Genomic DNA, 16,826 nt, shown 5'->3' with positions numbered 1-16,826 from the left:
GTTGGCGAGAGGGGCCCGTCAGGTGCCGGAGGCCGCCTTGGCCACGGGCGCGTTCACGTAGCGGACGACCCACCGCACCAGCCCGCGGGCCATGCTGTACAGGATGAACGCCACGCCGATCAGCGGCAGGACCAGCAGGACGATCTGGAGCCCGGAGGTGAGCAGCGTGAGGGGCCCCGCACCGTCGGCGGCGGCGGACGCGAGCCTGCGCACCATCGCCCAGTCCTTGGCCACCAGCCCGGGGACCTGGGTGACGATCAGCGCGAGCTGGAACGCCAGCATGGGGATCACCGTCAGCACCCAGACCGTGACGAAGATCTGGGGCCAGCGCTTGAGGTCGTCGAGGCGGGCGTCGGCCGGGCGCCGCAGGAGCGTCCGGCGCAGGATCGGCCCGATGTAGCGGAACAGGTCGGGGATGCCGATGAGGTCGGACATGATGTAGTACCCGTCGAACCGCAGCGTCGGCAGCAGCTGCTGCACGATCTCCAGGTTGACGTACATGATGGCGACGATCAGCGGCGCGAACCCCGTCTGCATGTACAGCAGGGTCAGCCCGATGATGAAGATGGCGTTGAAGTAGACGCCGGCGAGGTCGGCGCGGAGCCGACCGGCGCGGCCGAGCCGGTACGACTCGGTGATGTCGGTGTAGAACGCGGGCCACACCAGGTAGATGCCGCAGCCCATGACCCCGGGGCGGGCGCCGCCGTACCGGCACGCCGAGGCGTGCCCGATCTCGTGGAACGCGCACGAGGCGATCCCGAGCCCGAACACCAGCAGGATGCTGACCGGTTTCAGGATCGCCATCGACAGCGCGTCGGCGATCGACTTGGACGTGAGCACCCAGACCTCGCCGGCCAGGAAGGCGGCGAGCACGGGCGCGATCACCCAGGGGCGGAACAGCCAGGCGAACAGGCCTCCGATGAACCAGGTGACCGACTCGGGGAACACCGCGATCTTGAACTTGAGCGCCAGGAACGGGTCGGACCGCACGAGCTGCGGGTCGGTGCCGTCGCTGAACGTGGTGACGCCGAGCGGGGCGAGCTTGCGGTCCACCAGGTAGACGATCTGCTCGGCGGACAGCCGCGCGTCCGCCTCCCGGCTGACCGAGTCGGCCACCGTTTCGAGCGAGGCGACCACGTCGCGCTCGGCCGCCAGGTGGCGGTGCTCGTGCAGCGCCCTGGCGACGAGGAAGAGCAGCGGGGGCAGCCGGACGAGCTGCCGGTTCGGCAGGCGGACCAGCTGCGGCGGCTCCCGGTACCCGGAGTTCTTGAACTCGCCGACGAGTTCGGCGCCGTCCACCAGCGAGGGCAGGGTGAGGGCGGCGGGCGCGGTCATGGGGCGTCGTGCACCACGACGGCGGGCACGCAGGTCACCGTGGAGGTCGGGGCCTCGGCGAGCAGGCCGGTGCCGAGCAGGCCGGACGTGCCGGCGGACTGGGTGGCCTGGCAGGCGTAGAACACCTCGGTGTCGCCGCCGTCGCCGCCGCCGTTCCCTGCGGACAGCGCGAACCGCCGCGGGAGGACCTCCCCGGTCAACCGGTCCAGTTCCGCGTAGGTGAGCTTCTGAGGGTTGGAAGGGCTCATGGGATCGCTTTCGCTTATGTGTGGGAAGGGGGAAGGGCTGGCGGAAGCCGCCAGCCCTTCCGGGTGCGGGCCTAGACCCGCGGTAGAGCACGCTCGGTTCAGTGACCGGAGATCGCGGTGCCCGGCACGCAGGCGATCGAGCTGGCGTCGTTCTGAGCGTGCAGGCCGACGAGCTGCAGCAGGCCGCTGTCGGGGCGGGTCTGCTGGCTCTGGCAGGCGTTCACGACCGCGGTCGTGCCGCCGTCGCCACCGCCGTGGTTGAGGTTGACGTTCTCGTTCTCGCCGCCCCCGACGAGAAGGGTGGACAGCACGGCCCGCTCCGGCAGGATCTCACCGGCGAGCTTGTCCAGCTCGGTGTAGCTGAAGGACTTCATGTGGTTCCTTTTCTTCCTTGTCACGCCCGGATCTCAAGGTGGATACCGGATGTCCCTTCCCTCGCCCCAGGTCGGAGTGAGGTAGCTCTACGTATAGCAGATGTTACGTACGGTGGCCAAGTAACCCTCCGGGTCGCAGGTTCCTCGCGTCGGCGCCCAGGCATGAGTGGCCCCGGCTGGGTAGGGGAGCCCATATCCGTGCTGATCAGGAGGAGTGCATGGCCGAGAGCAGCTTCAGCATCGACGTCGCGGCGATCAGGGAACGCGCGCGCACCAAGATGACCGACGGCCCCGTGACCGCGGGCTACGGCCGGAGCGCCGAGGAGGTCATCGGCGTCCTCAACGACGTCCTCGCCACCGAGATCGTGTGCTGGATGCGCTACGCGCAGCACGCGATCAGCGCGACGGGGATCGACCGGGCGCAGGTGTCGGCGGAGTTCAGCGAGCACGCCGCCGAGGAACGCGGCCACGCGATGCGCGCCGCGGAGCGCATCAGCCAGCTCGGCGGGCAGCCGGACTTCGATCCGAGGACGCTGGCCGAGCGTTCCCACACCACCTACAGGACGTTCGACGAGAACGACCTGAAGAGCATGCTGGAGGAGAACCTCGTCGCCGAGCGGATCGTCATCGAGTCCTACCAGGAGATCATCCGCTGGCTCGGCGACGGCGACGTGACCACCCGCCGGCTGATGGAGCACATCCTCGCCGAAGAGGAAGAGCACGCCGACGATCTCACGGACCTACTGGGGATCTGACATGGAATTCGGATACACGCTGCTCTGCGAGCAGACGCCGCCCAAGCAGCTCGTCACCGACCTCGTGGAGGCCGAGGAGGCGGGCTTCGCCTACTCGGTCATCTCCGACCACTACTTCCCGTGGCTGGAGAGCCAGGGACACTCCGCCTACGCCTGGTCCGTGCTCGGCGCGCTCGCCCAGGCCACCCACCACATCCCGCTGATGACGTTCGTGACCTGCCCGACCATGCGCTACCACCCGGCCGTGGTGGCGCAGAAGGCCGCGACGATGGGCGTGCTGTCCGACGGCCGGTTCACGCTCGGCCTCGGGGCGGGGGAGAACCTCAACGAGCACGTCGTCGGCCGCGGCTGGCCGTCGGTGGACGTCCGGCACGAGATGTTCGCCGAGGCCGTGGAGATCATCCGGGCGCTGTTCGGCGGCGACTACGTCAACTACCGGGGCCGGCATTTCACCGTGGACTCGGCGAAGCTGTACGACCTGCCCGACGAGCCCGTCCGGATCGGCATGGCGGCCTTCGGCCCGCGCGCCGGCCGGCTCGCCGCCGAGCAGGCGGACCTGCTCATCTCCGACCAGCCGGTTCCGGAGGTCGTCGAGCTTTTCCACCGCGAGGGCGGCGCCGGCAAGCCCGTCTACGGGCAGATCCCCGTGGCCTTCGGCCACGACTATGAGGAGTGCAAGCACCGCGCCCACAGCACGTGGAAGTTCTCCGCCCCGGCGTGGAAGGTGATGGCCGAGCTGCCGGGCCCGGTGAACTTCGAGGCCGCCACGAAGACCGTCCGCCCGGAGGACGTCGTGGAGTCCGTCCCCTGCGGCGACGACGTGGACGACTACGTCGAGGCCGTCCAGGAGTGGGCCGACGCGGGCTTCACCCACATCTCGTTCTGCCAGTCCGGGCCCGAGCACCAGAAGGACTTCCGGACCTGGGCGGAGGCCGACCTCCTGCCGGCCCTGCGCGAGCGCTTCGGCTGAGGGCCCGGGGCCTCCCGGCGGGGGCGGAGGCGAGAAGGCGTCGTGCACCGCGACTTCAAGCCGTCCGACGGTCCTGATCAGCCCGACCCGCCAGGAGGTCACCCGCACCTTCGAGGTCTGCTGACGTCAGGCGGCGCAGTACTGGCCCTGCTTGCCGATGGCACGGTAGGGGCAGTCGGCGTAGTCGGTGAGCCGCAGCAGGGCCTCGCGGCTGCGCTGGACCTCACCGGCGATCGCGGACGGCGCCGGGTAGAAGCTGCCTCCGGCCAGTTCGAACGTGAACGAGAAGATGCGCTGCTGGCCCCACGTGTAGTCGTCCGTGGTCCCGTCGGTGATGTAGAGGTCGCTGGACTGCTCGGGCGCGAAGCCGTTCGTCGAGGCCAGTTCCCGGCCGATGGTGCGGTGGGCGGCCTCCTCGTCGGCGGACATCGAGCCGGGGACGGTGTTGTTGTACGTGTAGCCGAACGGCCACAGCACCAGTTCCGCGTTCGAGTGGATGTCCAGGAACATCCCGAGCTGCTGCTTGCCGCCCACGACCCGGCTGCGCACGAAGTCGGCGAGGACCTTCGTCTCGACGGCGGACTCGGGGCCGGTGCCCCGGTAGGTCTCGCTGGAGCCGTTGCCGGACGAGCCGCCGCAGCAGCCCCACTTGTAGGCGAAGTTGCGGTTCAGGTCCGTGCCCGTGGACGTGGAGTTGGGCTGGCGGTTCTTGCGCCACATCCGGCCCGGCTGGGTGTCGCTGGTCATGTCGTAGACCTGGCCGTCCGGGTTGACCATCGGCATGACGTAGATCTCGCGCGCGTTCACCAGGTTCGTGATCCGGCTGTCGGACCCGTACCCGGTGGTGAGCTGCCCGATGTAGTCGAGCGCCTGCTCGGCGGTGAGCCGCTCGCGCGCGTGGATGTTGGCGATGATCAGCACTTCGGGCTCGTTCTCGTCGGTCGCCGCGTTGTCGCTGATCTTCACGCCGACGATGTCGCGGCCCTGGTAGGACTTGCCGACGACGAACTGGCGGGCGATCTGCGGGTGGGCGGCGACGACGGAGTCGACCTCCTGCCGCATCTCGGCGAACGTGTGGTACGACGTCGCCGCGGTGCTCGGGGCCGCGCTCGGGTTCGCGGTCTGGACGGGAGCCGGCCTCACGGCGAAGCCGAGCCGCCGGATCGCCCTGACCTCCGACGGGATGGCGCTGACCTCCAGCCCGCCCGCCCGGACGGCGCCGATCGCCGCTCCGGTCCGGGCGACCAGGCTGCGCTGCTGGCCGGTCCGGAGACCGGTCACGACGTACTGCCCGGCGGTCTCGGGGCCGGGCGCCGACGCGGCGGACGGCGCCGCGAGCCCGGCCAGGGCCAGCACCAGCGCCGACGGGACGGCGAGCAGGGAACGCAATCGGCGGGGGCTTGTCATGACGGGGTACCTGCCGTTCGGCTCTACGCGCCCGCTCGTCGCGCGGCGGGGTCCCTGCGGACGTTCACGGACGCTCGCGGTCCCGTCACGATGGACCGGAACCGCCCGCCTGACAATGGCCGCCGGTGGGCCGGCCCGAGGGCCCCGCAAAACCGGACCTGCGGAGAACCGCCAGATCAGAGATAACGGGCCTCCCGAGTTCGAAGCGGGTTTTCAGTGCCGATCAGAGTGGATGTGAAATTTCACAGCCGATCGGCCGCCCGTCGTAACCCCCGGCGCACTGCGCGCTCTGTGTAACCGGTTCTCACAAGTTTTGCCTCGACGCTCGACGTCGTTGCCGAAGAGAGCGGGGTTGAGGGGGCCGGACGAGCGTGCTGGCTTCAGATATGTCTGTATCCTGCATGGATGGCTACTTACGGACGTTCGAAACGACATTTTATGATCGGTGTCATCCCGAGATAACCGGAGAGTCGCGTTCGGGTATTGACCCCTCTATGACCTTTGTCTATGGTCTGAGTTAGAACGCGTTCTACTCCGGTCGGAACCCATGTCGAAGGGGACAGGGTGGTTCCCCGGTCCCGGTCCCCGAATCACGGCGACTTCTCCCATCGGCCATGGGCTGAGTCCCGCATGGTTCAGCGGACCTCCCACCCCACCCCTCGGGTGCAGGCGCGACGCCCACCGTTCGAAATGAGGCCCCCCCTTGTCTCGTACCACGAAGCTCGCCGCCATCGCCGCGACCGCGGTCGCGGCCACCGGCACCGTCGCCCTGACGGCCTCCCCCGCCCTGGCCGTCAACACCGGGTCGTTCACCGCCACCCTCAACGGCACCATGGTGATCGACGCGGGAGTCCCGGCCAGCTGCACCAGCTCCACGCTGAAGGGCTCGGTCCTGACGGGCGGCGTCAACGCGTCCTACACGTCCGCCAGCGCCGGCGGCTGCGGTGTCACCGTCACTCCCGGGGCCCTGCCCTGGAGCGGCACCTTCAGCGGCACCACCGTCAAGATCAACAACTTCTCGATGAGCGCGATCGGCTGCACCTACGGCGGCACCCTGACCGGCACCATGTCGGCCACGAACTTCCCGTTCACCGCCACCTTCACCAACCAGGTCGTCCCCAAGACGAGCGGCAGCTTCATCTGCCCGGCCTCGGCCAAGATCACGGCCAAGTACGACTACAAGCAGCCCTGATCCCCGGCGAGGGCGCAGTCCGGTCCTGACGTCGGCTGAACCCGCCCCCCGCACCGTGACCCCGGCGCCACCGCCGGGGTCACGGCGCTCGGTCGCACCGGTCGTCAGCGCAGTTCGTAGGCGCGGACGGTCTCCTGGACGATGGCGCCGCCCTGGGCGTCCTCGGCCGTGACCCGGAGGGACACCGTCCCCTTTCCCTGGAGGCGGGCGACGCCGTTCCGCAGCGGGACGTCCGTCCAGGTCGCGCCGTCGTCGAACGACGTCTGGAGGGACAGGCGGCGCAGGCGCGCGGACGAACCGTCCTGGTGGCCGACCGTCAGCCGCAGCGTCTTCGAGCGGGTCCGGTCGCGCAGGTCGAGCGCCGCGTCGTAGCCGATCTGGAGCAGCGGAAGGACGGTGACGTCGGTCGTGTGCGCGGAGCGGAACGTCCAGGACGTCCTGGTCCGCGTGGACAGCCGGGTCCCTGGGGCGTTGTTGGCGAAGTCGTACTCCACCCGGTATTCGGCGTCGTCCGGCGTCGTCGTCAGCACCCCGCTCGCCTTGTGGGCGGTCTGCGCGACGAGTTCGTCGCCCCGGTAGACACGGAAGTCGGTGACGAAACCATTCGGGAAGGAGCTGGAGTAGGCGTCGGAGAAATTCCGCGCGGCGTCCGCCATGCCGACGCGCAGACGGATCTGGTCACCGGCGCGGACGATCGGTGACTGCGCGCTGATGCCGCCGGTGAGCGGTGCCTCAGCCCAGCTGTGCGCGTTGCGCTCACCCGCCCTGTACGCCTTCCATTTCGACTCGCCGAGCACGAAGTGGGGCGTGTCCGGGCCGGGGAAGGCGTTGTTGTAGGGCTGCTCCGGAGTGATGGCCATTGCGGACCACTGCGTTTCCGGATCGGCCGAGACGTATTCCACGCGCGTGCGCGGAGTACCGGTGACCGGGCGGCTGTAGGCGAGGGCGAAGTCCTCCCAGGGCCGCCGGCTGTAGCGCGCGACCGTCATGGAGCCACTGCCGTGGTAGGCGTTGTCGATCCGCGCCAGATCCCGCGTCCGCGCGACATAGTTCAGGTTCTTGGAAACCTGCCCCTTCTCCGGAAAGAGCAGGTCGTACTGGTAGGGGCTGTCCACGATGCCCTTGGCCGTCACAGTCGTTCGTCCCCGGAGTACAGCCAGACCTTCCTCGCGGGACAGGCGGACGGTCGGGACCTTCAACTGCCTCCCGTAGCCGCCCGGATCGTCGTTCACGCCCGGCTCGTCGTTGTAGACGGCGACCATGCGCGCCCCCGCCTCCGCCGCCCTGTCGACCTGCTCGGCGACCGGCACGCCGTCCTGGCGCTGGACGAGGGCGAGCCGGCCGCGCAGGTCGGCGCCCGGCCTGTCCCCGTCCGCGACCCGCATATGCGCGCTGCCGTCGAGGCGCGGGAACTGGTCCGAGGTGTCGCTGAAGTAGGCCGCCGGATAGTACTCGGGATGCAGCGACCGGCTCCCCGCCCGCATCGTGATCGCGGGCGCCTCCAGCCGCCACCGCGTGTAGGCCTCGAACGTCCCGGTGCGGACCGGCGCGGACGGCTGGAGGAACACCCGCTGCTCCAGCGTCGCGCCGTCGCCCATGTAGACGCCCTCGTCCACGGCCGGCCCGTTCGCGGGCCCCCGCGTCCACATCAGGTGGCTGATCGCCCCCGGCCCGGGCGCGGTGGCGTGCTCGGGCGTGCGGACCGTCACCTCCCGCGCCTTGCGCGCGTCCAGGACGATCTCGGTGTCCCCGGTGATCTCGATCTCCGGGTAGCCGACGAGGCTGTGGTCGAGCGGCTTTCCGGGACCGGTGCTCGGCGCCCACGACGGCATCGTCTTCACGACGCCCATCACCGAGTACGTCCCCGGAACCAGCCGCACGCAGTTCGAGCCGCTCCAGCGCTCGTCGGTGCAGGGAGCCTCCGGGTCACCGGGCAGGGGACGGTGCGCGTTGCCGATCGAGGCGTCCTTCACGTTCAGGAAGCCGGCCGTGCCGAGACCGGGCCGCCCGTCCCGCGCGATGCTCTTCACCCGCACGGTGACCAGCTCGCCGGACGCCTTCGGCTCCGGCGCGGCGGGCCGCCGCCGCTCGTGCAGCGCCGTCACGTTGTACCGTTCCGGGTCGTCGGCGAGCCGATCGTCAGGGACGACGTACAGGTCGCCCCCGCTGTGCCGGACGGAGAACGCGGCGGTGTGTCCCGCCGCGGGCGTCACGGTCGTGCCCCCGCCACCGACGCGCACCGTGTCGTCGACGTGCACCGTGTCCCCGGTGGGCAGTGTGACGTCGTAGGCTCCGGCCTCCGCCCGCAGAGCGGACGCGGGCCCGGGGTCCGCCGCCGCGGGCGTCGCGAACGCCAGCGCGCCGAGCCCCAGGGCCGCCGCGGTCCTCAACCACATGGCCATCCCTCCCCATAAAGTGGATCTTGATTGTCGGGCCGCCGCCGCGGCCGATCCAGGGAAGGCGCTGGCGACTTCCGCCATGGCGGGAACCCGACAAACGGACCGGGAACCCGTAGGTTTAGGACGTGTCCGATTCGCCGCTCCTGGAGGGACTCGGGGTGACCGCCGCCGAGGAGGCGGCGTACCGCGCCCTGCTGCGGGAGGGCCCGTCCACCCTCGCCGACCTCGCCGCCCGCCACGGCGCGTCCGTCGCGGCCCTGCGCCGCCTCCTGCCGCGCCTTGAGGACCTCGGGCTCGTGACCCGCCTGGCCGGGCGCCCGCTGCGCCTCCTCGCCACCCCGCCCCACGTCGCGGTGGAGGCCCTCGTCGCCAGCCGCCAGGAGGAGATCGCCCGCAGCCGCGCCGCCATCGGCCCGCTCCTGGCCGAGGCCGCCCCGCACCCGGAGGAGCTCGTCGAGGTCGTCAGCGGCCGGACGGCCGTGTCCCGCCGCTACCTGCAACTCCTCAACGGCGCCCGCGACGAGCTGCTCGTCCTCGTCCAGCCGCCGTTCGCGACCGACGCCGCCGTCTCCAGCGACGAGCAGGAACGCACCATGCGCCGCGGCATCACGGTGCGCGGCATCTACGGCCCCGAGGCGCTGGACGAGCCGCACGCCCTGGACCACGTCCGCCGCGCCGTCGCCTCGGGCGAGCAGGCCCGCCTCGGCGCCGTCCCCATCAAACTCGCCGTCGCCGACCGCCGCACCGCGATGCTGCCGCTCACCTCACAGCACGCCAGCTCGGTCGACAGCTCCCTGATCGTCCACCCGTCCGCCCTGCTGGACGCGCTGGTCTCCCTCTTCGAGGCCCTGTGGCGCTCGGCCGTCCCGCTCCCCGGCGAGGACGCCCCGGACGACGCCGTCCTCGCCCTCCTGGCCGCGGGCCTCACCGACGACGCCATCGCGCGCCGCCTCTCCATCAGCACCCGCACCGTCCAGCGCCGCGTCCGCGACCTCTGCGACCGCCTCGGCGCCCGCACCCGCTTCCAGGCCGGCGCCCTCTACACCCACCACCGGGACCGCTGAGCAGGCTCGATCCGTGGCCGAGCGCCGGGGGCGCATCGGGGTCCGGCTGACGGGCCCGGCTCCGCGGCCGCATCCTGGAACGTGACGTGGGTCGCCCATCGTGAGGTCATGGCCGCTTCGCCGCCGGTCACCCATTTCCTAGTTTATCGACCGGTGTAGTTGATAAATCCGCGTTCTCCCGCACGGTCCCTCTTGCCGGTTCGCGGAACCGGTGGTCGATCGCTCCCAGAGCACTCGCCACCGGTTCGCGGAACCGGTGGCTTGGCGCTCGCGGAGCGCTCGGCCCCTCACAACCTAGAGGCAGGACCATGTCCCTTTCACCCGTCCTCTACCAGCGGCTCGCCGGTAGAGGACTCATCGTGGCCAGCCTGCTGTCGGCAGGCATCGGCTACGCCTTCACCACAAGTTATTCGGCGTTGGAGGTGGCGGCACCGATGCAAGCGGCCGGTGCCATCGCTCTCTGCGCGCTGATGCTGATTGTCGGCCGGAATCCGTTCAGGCGCTACCAGCGCCCCATGTGGGCTCTGATCGGCCGCCTGGCCGGAGGAAACGCGGTCGTCGCGGTCGTGTACCCGTTCGCAGCGCGGCGCCTGAACCTGGGCACCGTCGCCGCCGTCGTGGTACTCGGCTACCTTTCGGTGGGCTTCAGGAGGATCTGGCGCCTGAGGGCCACCGCGTGGGGATTCAAGCACCTGTGCGGGCGCGTGCTCGTGCTGGGCGGGATCGTCATGCTCAACTGGCCCCTGGAGGGCGAGATCGTGGGGCTGCTGTGCGCTCTCGTCAGCGCAGGGTGCGTCTGGAACACGATCACCGTGCTGGGGAAGATGAAGAAACACGGACTGGAGGACCAGGGCGCCGCGATCGCCAACCTGCTGTCGGCACCGCTTCTCTTCGGGGCGGTGTTCCTGCTGCGGGGCGGTGACTGGGTCTCCTGGGACCTGTTCTCCGCGGCCGGGCTGGCAGGTCTGCTCGCACTGATGCTGCCGGTCCTTCTGACCAACGCCGCGCTCCGCCGTATCTCGGAGCTCGACGTGGGTGTCATGCAGTCGCTCTCGACGCCGGTCCACGCCATGGTGGCGATGGCCGGCGCCGCGCTGGGGTGGCTCGCCTCCGACCAGCGGCTCACCTTCTTCCCAGGGTGGGTCGCCATCCTCCTGGTCGCGGGTGCCGTCTTCGGAGTCTCCTCTCTCAAGGAGCCTTCCGGCGACGTGCTCCACGCCAGGACGCAACACAGCGGCGACTGACGACGCCGCTCAGCGGCAACTGACGACGCCGCTCATCCGCAACGGCGGAAAGGGGCCCCCTTTCCGCCGTTGCACCTCCGCCGCGCCCGTCAGCTGCCCGAACCCCGAGGTCGATCAGGCCAGGTCGTGCTCGCCTGCCTTGACCGAGCGAGTGAAGGCCGACCACGCGGCGACGCCGAAGGTCAGCTTCGGCCCCTCCACATCCTTGGAATCCCGCACCCCCACCACCGGCGACAGGTCCGCCACCTCGACGCACTCACCGCCCTCATGAGCGCTACGGCTGCTCTTGCGCCACCGGACGCACGTGTTGTCACTCATAGGCTCTCCAGCACTCTGGATATCAAGGCTCGCGACTCCTCTACTGGTAGCGCATAAGCCTTCAGTAACTCGTACCGTACGACATAGCTCGTCACCCGCACAGGATTCTCGAAGAGCATCCCTTCACCTGCCGACTCGGTGTAGGCGATGTTCGTGCCATCGTTGAATCCGAGGATTGTGAAGCTTCCTGCGAGTCCGGCATGGTAGCCCGCGTTCCATGGAACGATGTTCAGCAAGATGTTCGGCCGACGGCCGCACTCAAGGAGATAAGTCAACTGGTTTCGCGTAATCTCCCGGTCGCCGATCACACGGTGCAGTGCGCTCTCGTCGAGAGTAAGCCAGACCCGGGGCGCGTTCTCCTTGAAGAGGATCTCCCGTCGTTCCATTCGTTTACAGATAAAATTATCCGCCGCGGCCTGGTCGACGTCGCGGAACACGGAGCGAGCGTAGTCCTCGGTCTGGAAGAGTCCGCTGATGAGGAGCGCATTGTAGACGTGGATCGAGTCGGCTCTCTTCTCGCGTGTGCTGTACTCGGCGAAGCCAGGAGGGAGAACGGGGTCAATCTCGATCTCACTGGCGAGCTTCCACAAACGATGGAAAATCCCGTCGGTCTTGAAGTAGGTGTCGAGGTCGTGGGCGCTCTGCTCGGAGACCTTGCGTCCGCTCTCCATGGTGCTGATCCACTGCGGGGTGCAGCCCAGCGCGTCCGCTAGTTGCTTGCCGGTGAGTCCGCCCTGCTCGCGCATACGACGGAGTTCGCTGCCGAAGAAGATGCGCGCTCGATTGTCGCTCATGAGAAGCCTCCGGGGGGTTAATCGGAGAGTCGGGTTGAGTTGATCTCGGTGGGACTTGAGCGGGGGTGCTGCGAGGTCACTACCGCACTTTTACCTTCCCCGTGAGACTGGTCGCAAGTGTTTTCGACGCGGCAGCGGGCGGGAGGTTTCGAGATGTCCAGGTCGTCGGAATCGAAAGGCTTGGCGACGGGGCGAATGCCCCTAATGTCTGATTGGTTCGGCGAATTCTCGGGGGACGGGCTGATCGCTCGGCGGGGCGCCACGCTGAGCCCCTATCAGGTCCTTAACGGGTGCCTGGGGGAGGTCCAAGCGCGGGACAGGGACGAACTGTGGTTGCTCTGCGACGCGCAGACGCGCCTGTTGGAACGAATCGCGCTCGCGGAGTTCCTGAGGGGGCGGCCGTGAGTGTTCCAGAGCACGGGTCCCCGGCCGTCGAGTCGTACGTGCGTCTGCAAGTCCTGGGGATGCACCTCAGGGCGCACGGGTTCACGATCCACCACGTGGCGGGCGGACTGGTCGTCCGCAACATGACGCCCAGTGCGCGAAGCCGCTGCGGGGCGAGGGGAGTGTCCGGCGACACGATCACCTGCCGGCCGCGCGAGGAGGACGAGGGCCGCTACTGGTACTTCACGTCCTGGCGGCAGCCCATCGCCGAGGCCGAGCGCATCACCGACGCCCTGGTGATGATCAAGGGCTATCTGGGAGCGCCCGGATGAGGGCCGAGGACCGACTCCGGCGGGCCGAGACGGCCGCCTTCCTCGCCGCGCTGCGGCGGGAGTTCCCGGCGTTCGGCATCGTCGCCGACCCGGACCGTCCCATCTGGATGGCGGTCCGGGGCGACGACGTCTTCATCCGGGCCACCGACGGCCACGTCCTCCGCCAGAGACTCCTGGAGATGGCGAACCGGTGAGTCCCGGGCGCCGCACCCGCGCGGTCTCCTTTCACCGCGCCCAGGTGCGACTTGTGGTCGCGTGGGGCCCACCGCGCGAAAACCTCACCAAGATGCTAACTGTTCGTTACTGATCGACTACCTAGTGACATAGTGGGGAAGGGGTTCCCGCATCCCTTATCCGAGGTGCGTGGAGGCGATGCCCCGATGAGCGAGATCCCGACCCTGTCCGGCACGACCGCCCCGCCCGGGCTGCCCAGCACGATCGTCCGGCCCGGTGACAAGCGGTATCCGGCGCTCAGCCGCGGGTTCAACCAGCGGTGGATCGGAGAGCCGGAGTACGTGCGGCTGGTGCGGTCGCCGGAGGAGGCGCGGGCGGCGCTCGCCGAGGCGGTGCGCGAACGGCCGGTGGACCCGCGGCGGACGCGGATCGCGGTGAAGGCCGGAGGGCACTGCTACGAGGACTTCGTCTGCGGCTCCGACGTGCGGGTCATCCTCGACGTGAGCCCGATGTGCGGGGTGTTCTACGACGCCGGGATGCAGGCGTACTGCGTGGAGGCCGGGGCGACGAACTGGCACGTCTACAGCCACCTGTACCCGGTCAGCGGCAAGGCGCTGCCCGGCGGGTCGTGCTACTCGGTCGGGCTCGGCGGGCACATCCCGGCGGGCGGGTTCGGGCTGCTGTCGCGGCAGCACGGCCTCACCGTCGACTACCTCTACGCGGTGGAGGTGGCGGTGGCGGACGAGCACCAGAACGTCGAGCTGGTGGTGGCCCGGCGCGACGACGGCGACCGGCGGCTCCGCGACCTGCTGTGGGCCCACACCGGGGGAGGCGGCGGGAACTTCGGCGTGATCACCCGGTTCTGGTTCCGGGGACTCCCGCAGCCGCCGAAACAGGTGCTGCTGACGGCGCTCGCGTGGGACTGGAAGGACTTCACCAAGGACGAGTTCGCCGCCCTGCTGGGGGCGTTCGGGGAGTACTTCCGCGACCACCAGGACCCGTCCACGGCGGCCGGCAAGCTCTTCGCGATGCTGAAGCTCAACCACGTCAGCAACGGCCAGATCGGGCTGCTGGCCCAGGTGGACGTCGACGACCCCGACGGGGCGAGGGCGATGACCGACTTCATCGTGGCCCTGGACGGGCGCATCGGGCCGGCGGCGAGGCCGATGCGCACGATGATGGGCGAGCACTTCGTGCACCTGGAGATCCCGCGCGTGATGCCGTGGCTGACCGCCACGCAGGCGCTGAACGCCAGCGGCGAGAACCGCTGCGGAAAGTACAAGTCGGCCTACCTGCGCAGACCGTTCACCGGGCGCCAGATCGACGCGATGTGGGCCTATCTCGGCAACGAGAAGTACGCCGACTATGTGAACAAGCAGGCGCTCATCCAGGTCGACTCGTACGGCAGCGCCGTCAACAGGCCGCTGCACAAGACGGCGGCGCGGCAGCGCGATTCCATTATGAAACTGCAATACCAGGTGTACTGGACGCAAAATGACGTCTACGAGGACACGCACATCGCGTGGATCCGCGACATCTACAAGGCGACGTTCGCCGCGACCGGCGGCGTCCCCGTCGCGGACGGCGAGACCACGGACGGCTGCTACATCGGCTATCCCGACGCGGATCTGAACGACGGGCGCTGGAACGAGTCGTCCCAGACGTGGGAGACCCTCTACTACAAGGACGCCTACGCGAAACTCCAGGAGGTCAAACGGCACTGGGATCCGGGAAACGTGTTCCGGCACGCCCAGTCCGTCCGCCCCGGGGAGCCGGAGTAGCGGCACGGGCCCGTAGCGCAGCGTCACGGATCATCTCGCCTTTATTGCATTCGCTGCCAATACTTGCGGCTGTGACGGCGGGGACAGTAGTTTCGTCGGGCGAGCGGAGCGTCGGGCCGGGCGTGGTCCGAGCGGCTGGGGAGTCATGAAGAAGCGTACCGACAGGAAGATCGCCATCGCGGGCACCGCGGCGGCGGCCGTGCTGCTGCCCACCGTCATGGTCGGCCTCGCGCAGGCCGGCGTGGGAATCCCGAAGGGCAAGTCGGAGGCCAGCGGGAACTCCAAGCCGATCCCCTCCTTCGGCCCCGCGACGCAGCCGTCGGTCCCCGGCGGCGCGTCCGCCTCCCCGACGAAGTCGCCGGGAGCGGCGAAGCTGCCCAGCGTTCCGCTGAACAGCAACCCGTTCCGCACCGGCGGAGGGTCGCCGAGCCCCACCGACCCCGACAGCAACACCGCCAACCGCGGCAAGAAGCCGCAGATGCCGTCCGGTGCCGGGTCGGGCAAGTACGCCAAGGCCCCCGACGGCGCCGCCATCACGGGCGTCAAGAAGATCAGCTCGCGGATCTTCGACGTCACGATCGCCTCGCCGGCGCTGGGCGCCGCCGTGAAGGCCCGCGTGATGGTCCCCAAGGGCTGGAAGGCCGGCGCCACCAAGTCGTGGCCCGTCGTGTACGCCTACCACGGCGGCAACAACAACTACCTGTCCTGGACCAAGGACTCCGACATCGAGCACGTCATCGGTGCCTACGACGCGATGGTCGTGATGCCCGAGGGCGGCTGGAACGGGTCCTACACCAACTGGTTCAACGGCGGTAAGGGCGGCATCCCCGAGTGGGAGACGTTCCACATCGGCGAGGTCATCCCGCTGATGGAGCGCAACTTCCACGCCGGGTCGATGCGCGCCGCGATCGGCCTGTCGTCCGGTGGCCAGGGCGCCATCACCTACGCCGAGCGGCACCGCATGTTCAAGTACGCCGCCTCCTACAGCGGCGCCCTCAACATCACCGCGCCCGGAATGCCGATCATCCTGACGTCCATGAACAGGGACGCCGGCACCGCCATCTGGGGCGACCCGATCACCGCGCGGGCGAACTGGCGGGCGCACGACGCGACCGTCATGGTGTCCAAGCTGAAGGGCGTCGGCGTCTACGTCTCGTCCGGCAACGGGCAGCCCGGCCCGCACGACAAGGCCGACACCCCGCCCCACGACGCGGGGCGGATCGGCGAGCAGCTGGCCGGCACGATGAACGAGAACTTCGTCGCCGCCGCGCGGAAGGCGGGCGTGCCGGTCACCTCCCATCTGTACGGGCCCGGCATGCACAACTGGAAGTACTGGCGCATCGAGCTGGCGCGCAGCTGGCCGATCATCGCCAGGTCCATCGGCGCCCGCAAGTCCTGACCGGCGGCCCGGCGGCCCGGGGAGCGGCACGGTGAAGGGGTTCGCCCGGCGGGAGTTCCAGCTCGTGCTGCTGCGGCGTATGGCCGACTACCAGCCGGGCCTCGTCGAGGACGCGATCCGGTCGCTCGGCGCGTCGCGGACGGAGATGCGCGAGGTCAACGCCCGGTGGCAGCGCATCCTGCGGTCCCGGACGTTCCCGCGCGGCCGCCGCCGCTACGAGACGGTCCTCGGCCCGCCCGCCGCGGTCGGGGAACGCGCGATCGGCGACGTCGCCTGCGAGGTGGCGTGGTGGCCGCCCCTCACCCTGTGGCCCGGCCTGCGCTTCGAGATCATGATGGGCCCGGACGGCACGGTCATGCAGGAGTGGCTCGTCCGGGACGACGGCGTGCCCGTCCCGCCGCTGGAGACCGTGGACGACCTCGCCCCCTGGTCCTGCGTCGTCGGCGACCTGGACGCGCGCTTCGGCGCGGTCGCGCACCAGGACGGCGAGGTCCCGAGCCGCTGGCACGCCACGCTCACGGGCCCGGACGGCACCGCCTTCGTCGCGCACTTCGTCTGGGGACTCCTCCAGACCGTCGAGAGCATCTGAAACGGTCCAAAACCCGACAACCCCTCCGATATTGGGGTGATCTTGGCGTTCTGTGTCCCTGGAGATG

17 protein-coding genes are annotated in these 16,826 nt (G+C 69.6%); 10 read left to right on the top strand and 7 right to left on the bottom strand.

Going from position 1 to position 16,826, the window contains the following annotated elements:
- Positions 1–18: 18 nt before the first annotated feature.
- The 3 genes from AB0H37_RS28550 to AB0H37_RS28540 form a co-directional block, all read right to left on the bottom strand.
- Positions 19–1,335 carry a hypothetical protein gene (locus AB0H37_RS28550; RefSeq protein WP_360616352.1) on the bottom strand — a complete coding sequence of 439 codons (1,317 nt, stop codon included), beginning with the start codon at positions 1,333–1,335 and terminating at the stop codon, positions 19–21.
- On the bottom strand, positions 1,332–1,583 hold the full coding sequence (locus AB0H37_RS28545; RefSeq protein WP_329094388.1) for a hypothetical protein: 252 nt from the start codon (positions 1,581–1,583) through the stop codon (positions 1,332–1,334). Before AB0H37_RS28545 ends, AB0H37_RS28550 begins: the two co-directional genes overlap by 4 nt.
- Before the next feature lie 98 nt (positions 1,584–1,681).
- Positions 1,682–1,957: a hypothetical protein gene (locus AB0H37_RS28540; protein WP_179833109.1), complete on the bottom strand. Its 276-nt coding sequence runs from the start codon at positions 1,955–1,957 to the stop codon at positions 1,682–1,684.
- A 218-nt stretch (positions 1,958–2,175) separates the two neighbouring features.
- On the opposite strand from AB0H37_RS28540, the gene AB0H37_RS28535 reads away from it, so the two are divergent.
- Both AB0H37_RS28535 and AB0H37_RS28530 read left to right on the top strand, forming a co-directional pair.
- Complete coding sequence (locus AB0H37_RS28535) at positions 2,176–2,712, top strand: DUF892 family protein (protein WP_179833110.1); 537 nt, start codon at positions 2,176–2,178, stop codon at positions 2,710–2,712.
- A 1-nt stretch (position 2,713) separates the two neighbouring features.
- The gene (locus AB0H37_RS28530; protein ID WP_360616351.1) at positions 2,714–3,682 is read left to right on the top strand and encodes a TIGR03557 family F420-dependent LLM class oxidoreductase; all 969 of its coding nucleotides are present in this window, start codon (positions 2,714–2,716) and stop codon (positions 3,680–3,682) included.
- 126 nt (positions 3,683–3,808) lie between these two features.
- On the opposite strand, the gene AB0H37_RS28525 is transcribed toward AB0H37_RS28530, so the two are convergent.
- Positions 3,809–5,089, bottom strand: a complete 1,281-nt coding sequence (locus AB0H37_RS28525; protein ID WP_360616350.1) for a M14 family metallopeptidase — start codon at positions 5,087–5,089, stop codon at positions 3,809–3,811.
- A 703-nt stretch (positions 5,090–5,792) separates the two neighbouring features.
- Between AB0H37_RS28525 and AB0H37_RS28520 the strand changes: the two genes are divergently transcribed.
- The gene (locus AB0H37_RS28520; RefSeq protein ID WP_179833113.1) at positions 5,793–6,281 is read left to right on the top strand and encodes a hypothetical protein; all 489 of its coding nucleotides are present in this window, start codon (positions 5,793–5,795) and stop codon (positions 6,279–6,281) included.
- 104 nt (positions 6,282–6,385) lie between these two features.
- Here AB0H37_RS28520 and AB0H37_RS28515 read toward each other — a convergent pair whose 3' ends face one another.
- Entirely contained in the window at positions 6,386–8,677 is a 2,292-nt protein-coding gene (locus AB0H37_RS28515; RefSeq protein ID WP_360616349.1) for a PA domain-containing protein, read from the bottom strand.
- A 128-nt stretch (positions 8,678–8,805) separates the two neighbouring features.
- Here AB0H37_RS28515 and AB0H37_RS28510 point away from each other — a divergent pair, with 128 nt between their 5' ends.
- Positions 8,806–9,744 (top strand): helix-turn-helix domain-containing protein, encoded by a 939-nt coding sequence (locus tag AB0H37_RS28510; protein WP_360616348.1) that lies wholly within the window; start codon positions 8,806–8,808, stop codon positions 9,742–9,744.
- Positions 9,745–10,103: 359 nt separating this feature from the next.
- Positions 10,104–10,988, top strand: a complete 885-nt coding sequence (locus tag AB0H37_RS28505) for a hypothetical protein (RefSeq protein WP_329094363.1) — start codon at positions 10,104–10,106, stop codon at positions 10,986–10,988.
- A gap of 114 nt (positions 10,989–11,102) precedes the next feature.
- On the opposite strand, the gene AB0H37_RS28500 is transcribed toward AB0H37_RS28505, so the two are convergent.
- Together AB0H37_RS28500 and AB0H37_RS28495 are read right to left on the bottom strand one after the other, a co-directional pair.
- On the bottom strand, positions 11,103–11,306 hold the full coding sequence (locus tag AB0H37_RS28500; RefSeq protein ID WP_360616347.1) for a DUF397 domain-containing protein: 204 nt from the start codon (positions 11,304–11,306) through the stop codon (positions 11,103–11,105).
- Positions 11,303–12,100, bottom strand: coding sequence for a helix-turn-helix transcriptional regulator (locus AB0H37_RS28495; RefSeq protein ID WP_360616346.1), 798 nt, complete (start codon positions 12,098–12,100; stop codon positions 11,303–11,305). The genes AB0H37_RS28500 and AB0H37_RS28495 overlap by 4 nt, the downstream gene beginning before the upstream one ends.
- A gap of 401 nt (positions 12,101–12,501) precedes the next feature.
- On the opposite strand from AB0H37_RS28495, the gene AB0H37_RS28490 reads away from it, so the two are divergent.
- The 5 genes from AB0H37_RS28490 (at position 12,502) to AB0H37_RS28470 (ending at position 16,759) form a co-directional block, all read left to right on the top strand.
- Positions 12,502–12,816, top strand: a complete 315-nt coding sequence (locus tag AB0H37_RS28490) for a hypothetical protein (RefSeq protein ID WP_360616345.1) — start codon at positions 12,502–12,504, stop codon at positions 12,814–12,816.
- Entirely contained in the window at positions 12,813–13,010 is a 198-nt protein-coding gene (locus AB0H37_RS28485) for a hypothetical protein (RefSeq protein ID WP_329094359.1), read from the top strand. Before AB0H37_RS28490 ends, AB0H37_RS28485 begins: the two co-directional genes overlap by 4 nt.
- A 186-nt stretch (positions 13,011–13,196) precedes the next feature.
- On the top strand, positions 13,197–14,771 hold the full coding sequence (locus tag AB0H37_RS28480) for a BBE domain-containing protein (protein WP_360616344.1): 1,575 nt from the start codon (positions 13,197–13,199) through the stop codon (positions 14,769–14,771).
- A 145-nt stretch (positions 14,772–14,916) separates the two neighbouring features.
- Positions 14,917–16,170 (top strand): alpha/beta hydrolase family protein, encoded by a 1,254-nt coding sequence (locus tag AB0H37_RS28475; RefSeq protein ID WP_360616343.1) that lies wholly within the window; start codon positions 14,917–14,919, stop codon positions 16,168–16,170.
- Positions 16,171–16,201: 31 nt separating this feature from the next.
- Complete coding sequence (locus tag AB0H37_RS28470; RefSeq protein WP_360616342.1) at positions 16,202–16,759, top strand: hypothetical protein; 558 nt, start codon at positions 16,202–16,204, stop codon at positions 16,757–16,759.
- Positions 16,760–16,826 lie beyond the last annotated feature (67 nt).

Source organism: Actinomadura sp. NPDC023710, assembly GCF_040639875.1.
GTDB classification, from domain to species: domain Bacteria; phylum Actinomycetota; class Actinomycetes; order Streptosporangiales; family Streptosporangiaceae; genus Spirillospora; species Spirillospora citrea.
Note: the sequence above shows the minus strand (reverse complement) of the source record. Positions and strands in the feature narration are given on the sequence as shown.

Bases quoted from the DNA above. Each gene is read 5' to 3' on its own strand.
- AB0H37_RS28485 (WP_329094359.1), top strand. From the start codon at position 12,813: ATGAGGGCCGAGGACCGACTCCGGCGGGCCGAGACGGCCGCCTTCCTC.
- AB0H37_RS28500 (WP_360616347.1), bottom strand. From the start codon at position 11,306: ATGAGTGACAACACGTGCGTCCGGTGGCGCAAGAGCAGCCGTAGCGCT.
- AB0H37_RS28525 (WP_360616350.1), bottom strand. From the start codon at position 5,089: ATGACAAGCCCCCGCCGATTGCGTTCCCTGCTCGCCGTCCCGTCGGCG.
- AB0H37_RS28545 (WP_329094388.1), bottom strand. From the start codon at position 1,583: ATGAGCCCTTCCAACCCTCAGAAGCTCACCTACGCGGAACTGGACCGG.
- AB0H37_RS28550 (WP_360616352.1), bottom strand. From the start codon at position 1,335: ATGACCGCGCCCGCCGCCCTCACCCTGCCCTCGCTGGTGGACGGCGCC.
- AB0H37_RS28475 (WP_360616343.1), top strand. From the start codon at position 14,917: ATGAAGAAGCGTACCGACAGGAAGATCGCCATCGCGGGCACCGCGGCG.
- AB0H37_RS28515 (WP_360616349.1), bottom strand. From the start codon at position 8,677: ATGTGGTTGAGGACCGCGGCGGCCCTGGGGCTCGGCGCGCTGGCGTTC.
- AB0H37_RS28540 (WP_179833109.1), bottom strand. From the start codon at position 1,957: ATGAAGTCCTTCAGCTACACCGAGCTGGACAAGCTCGCCGGTGAGATC.
- AB0H37_RS28495 (WP_360616346.1), bottom strand. From the start codon at position 12,100: ATGAGCGACAATCGAGCGCGCATCTTCTTCGGCAGCGAACTCCGTCGT.
- AB0H37_RS28480 (WP_360616344.1), top strand. From the start codon at position 13,197: ATGAGCGAGATCCCGACCCTGTCCGGCACGACCGCCCCGCCCGGGCTG.
- AB0H37_RS28530 (WP_360616351.1), top strand. From the start codon at position 2,714: ATGGAATTCGGATACACGCTGCTCTGCGAGCAGACGCCGCCCAAGCAG.
- AB0H37_RS28535 (WP_179833110.1), top strand. From the start codon at position 2,176: ATGGCCGAGAGCAGCTTCAGCATCGACGTCGCGGCGATCAGGGAACGC.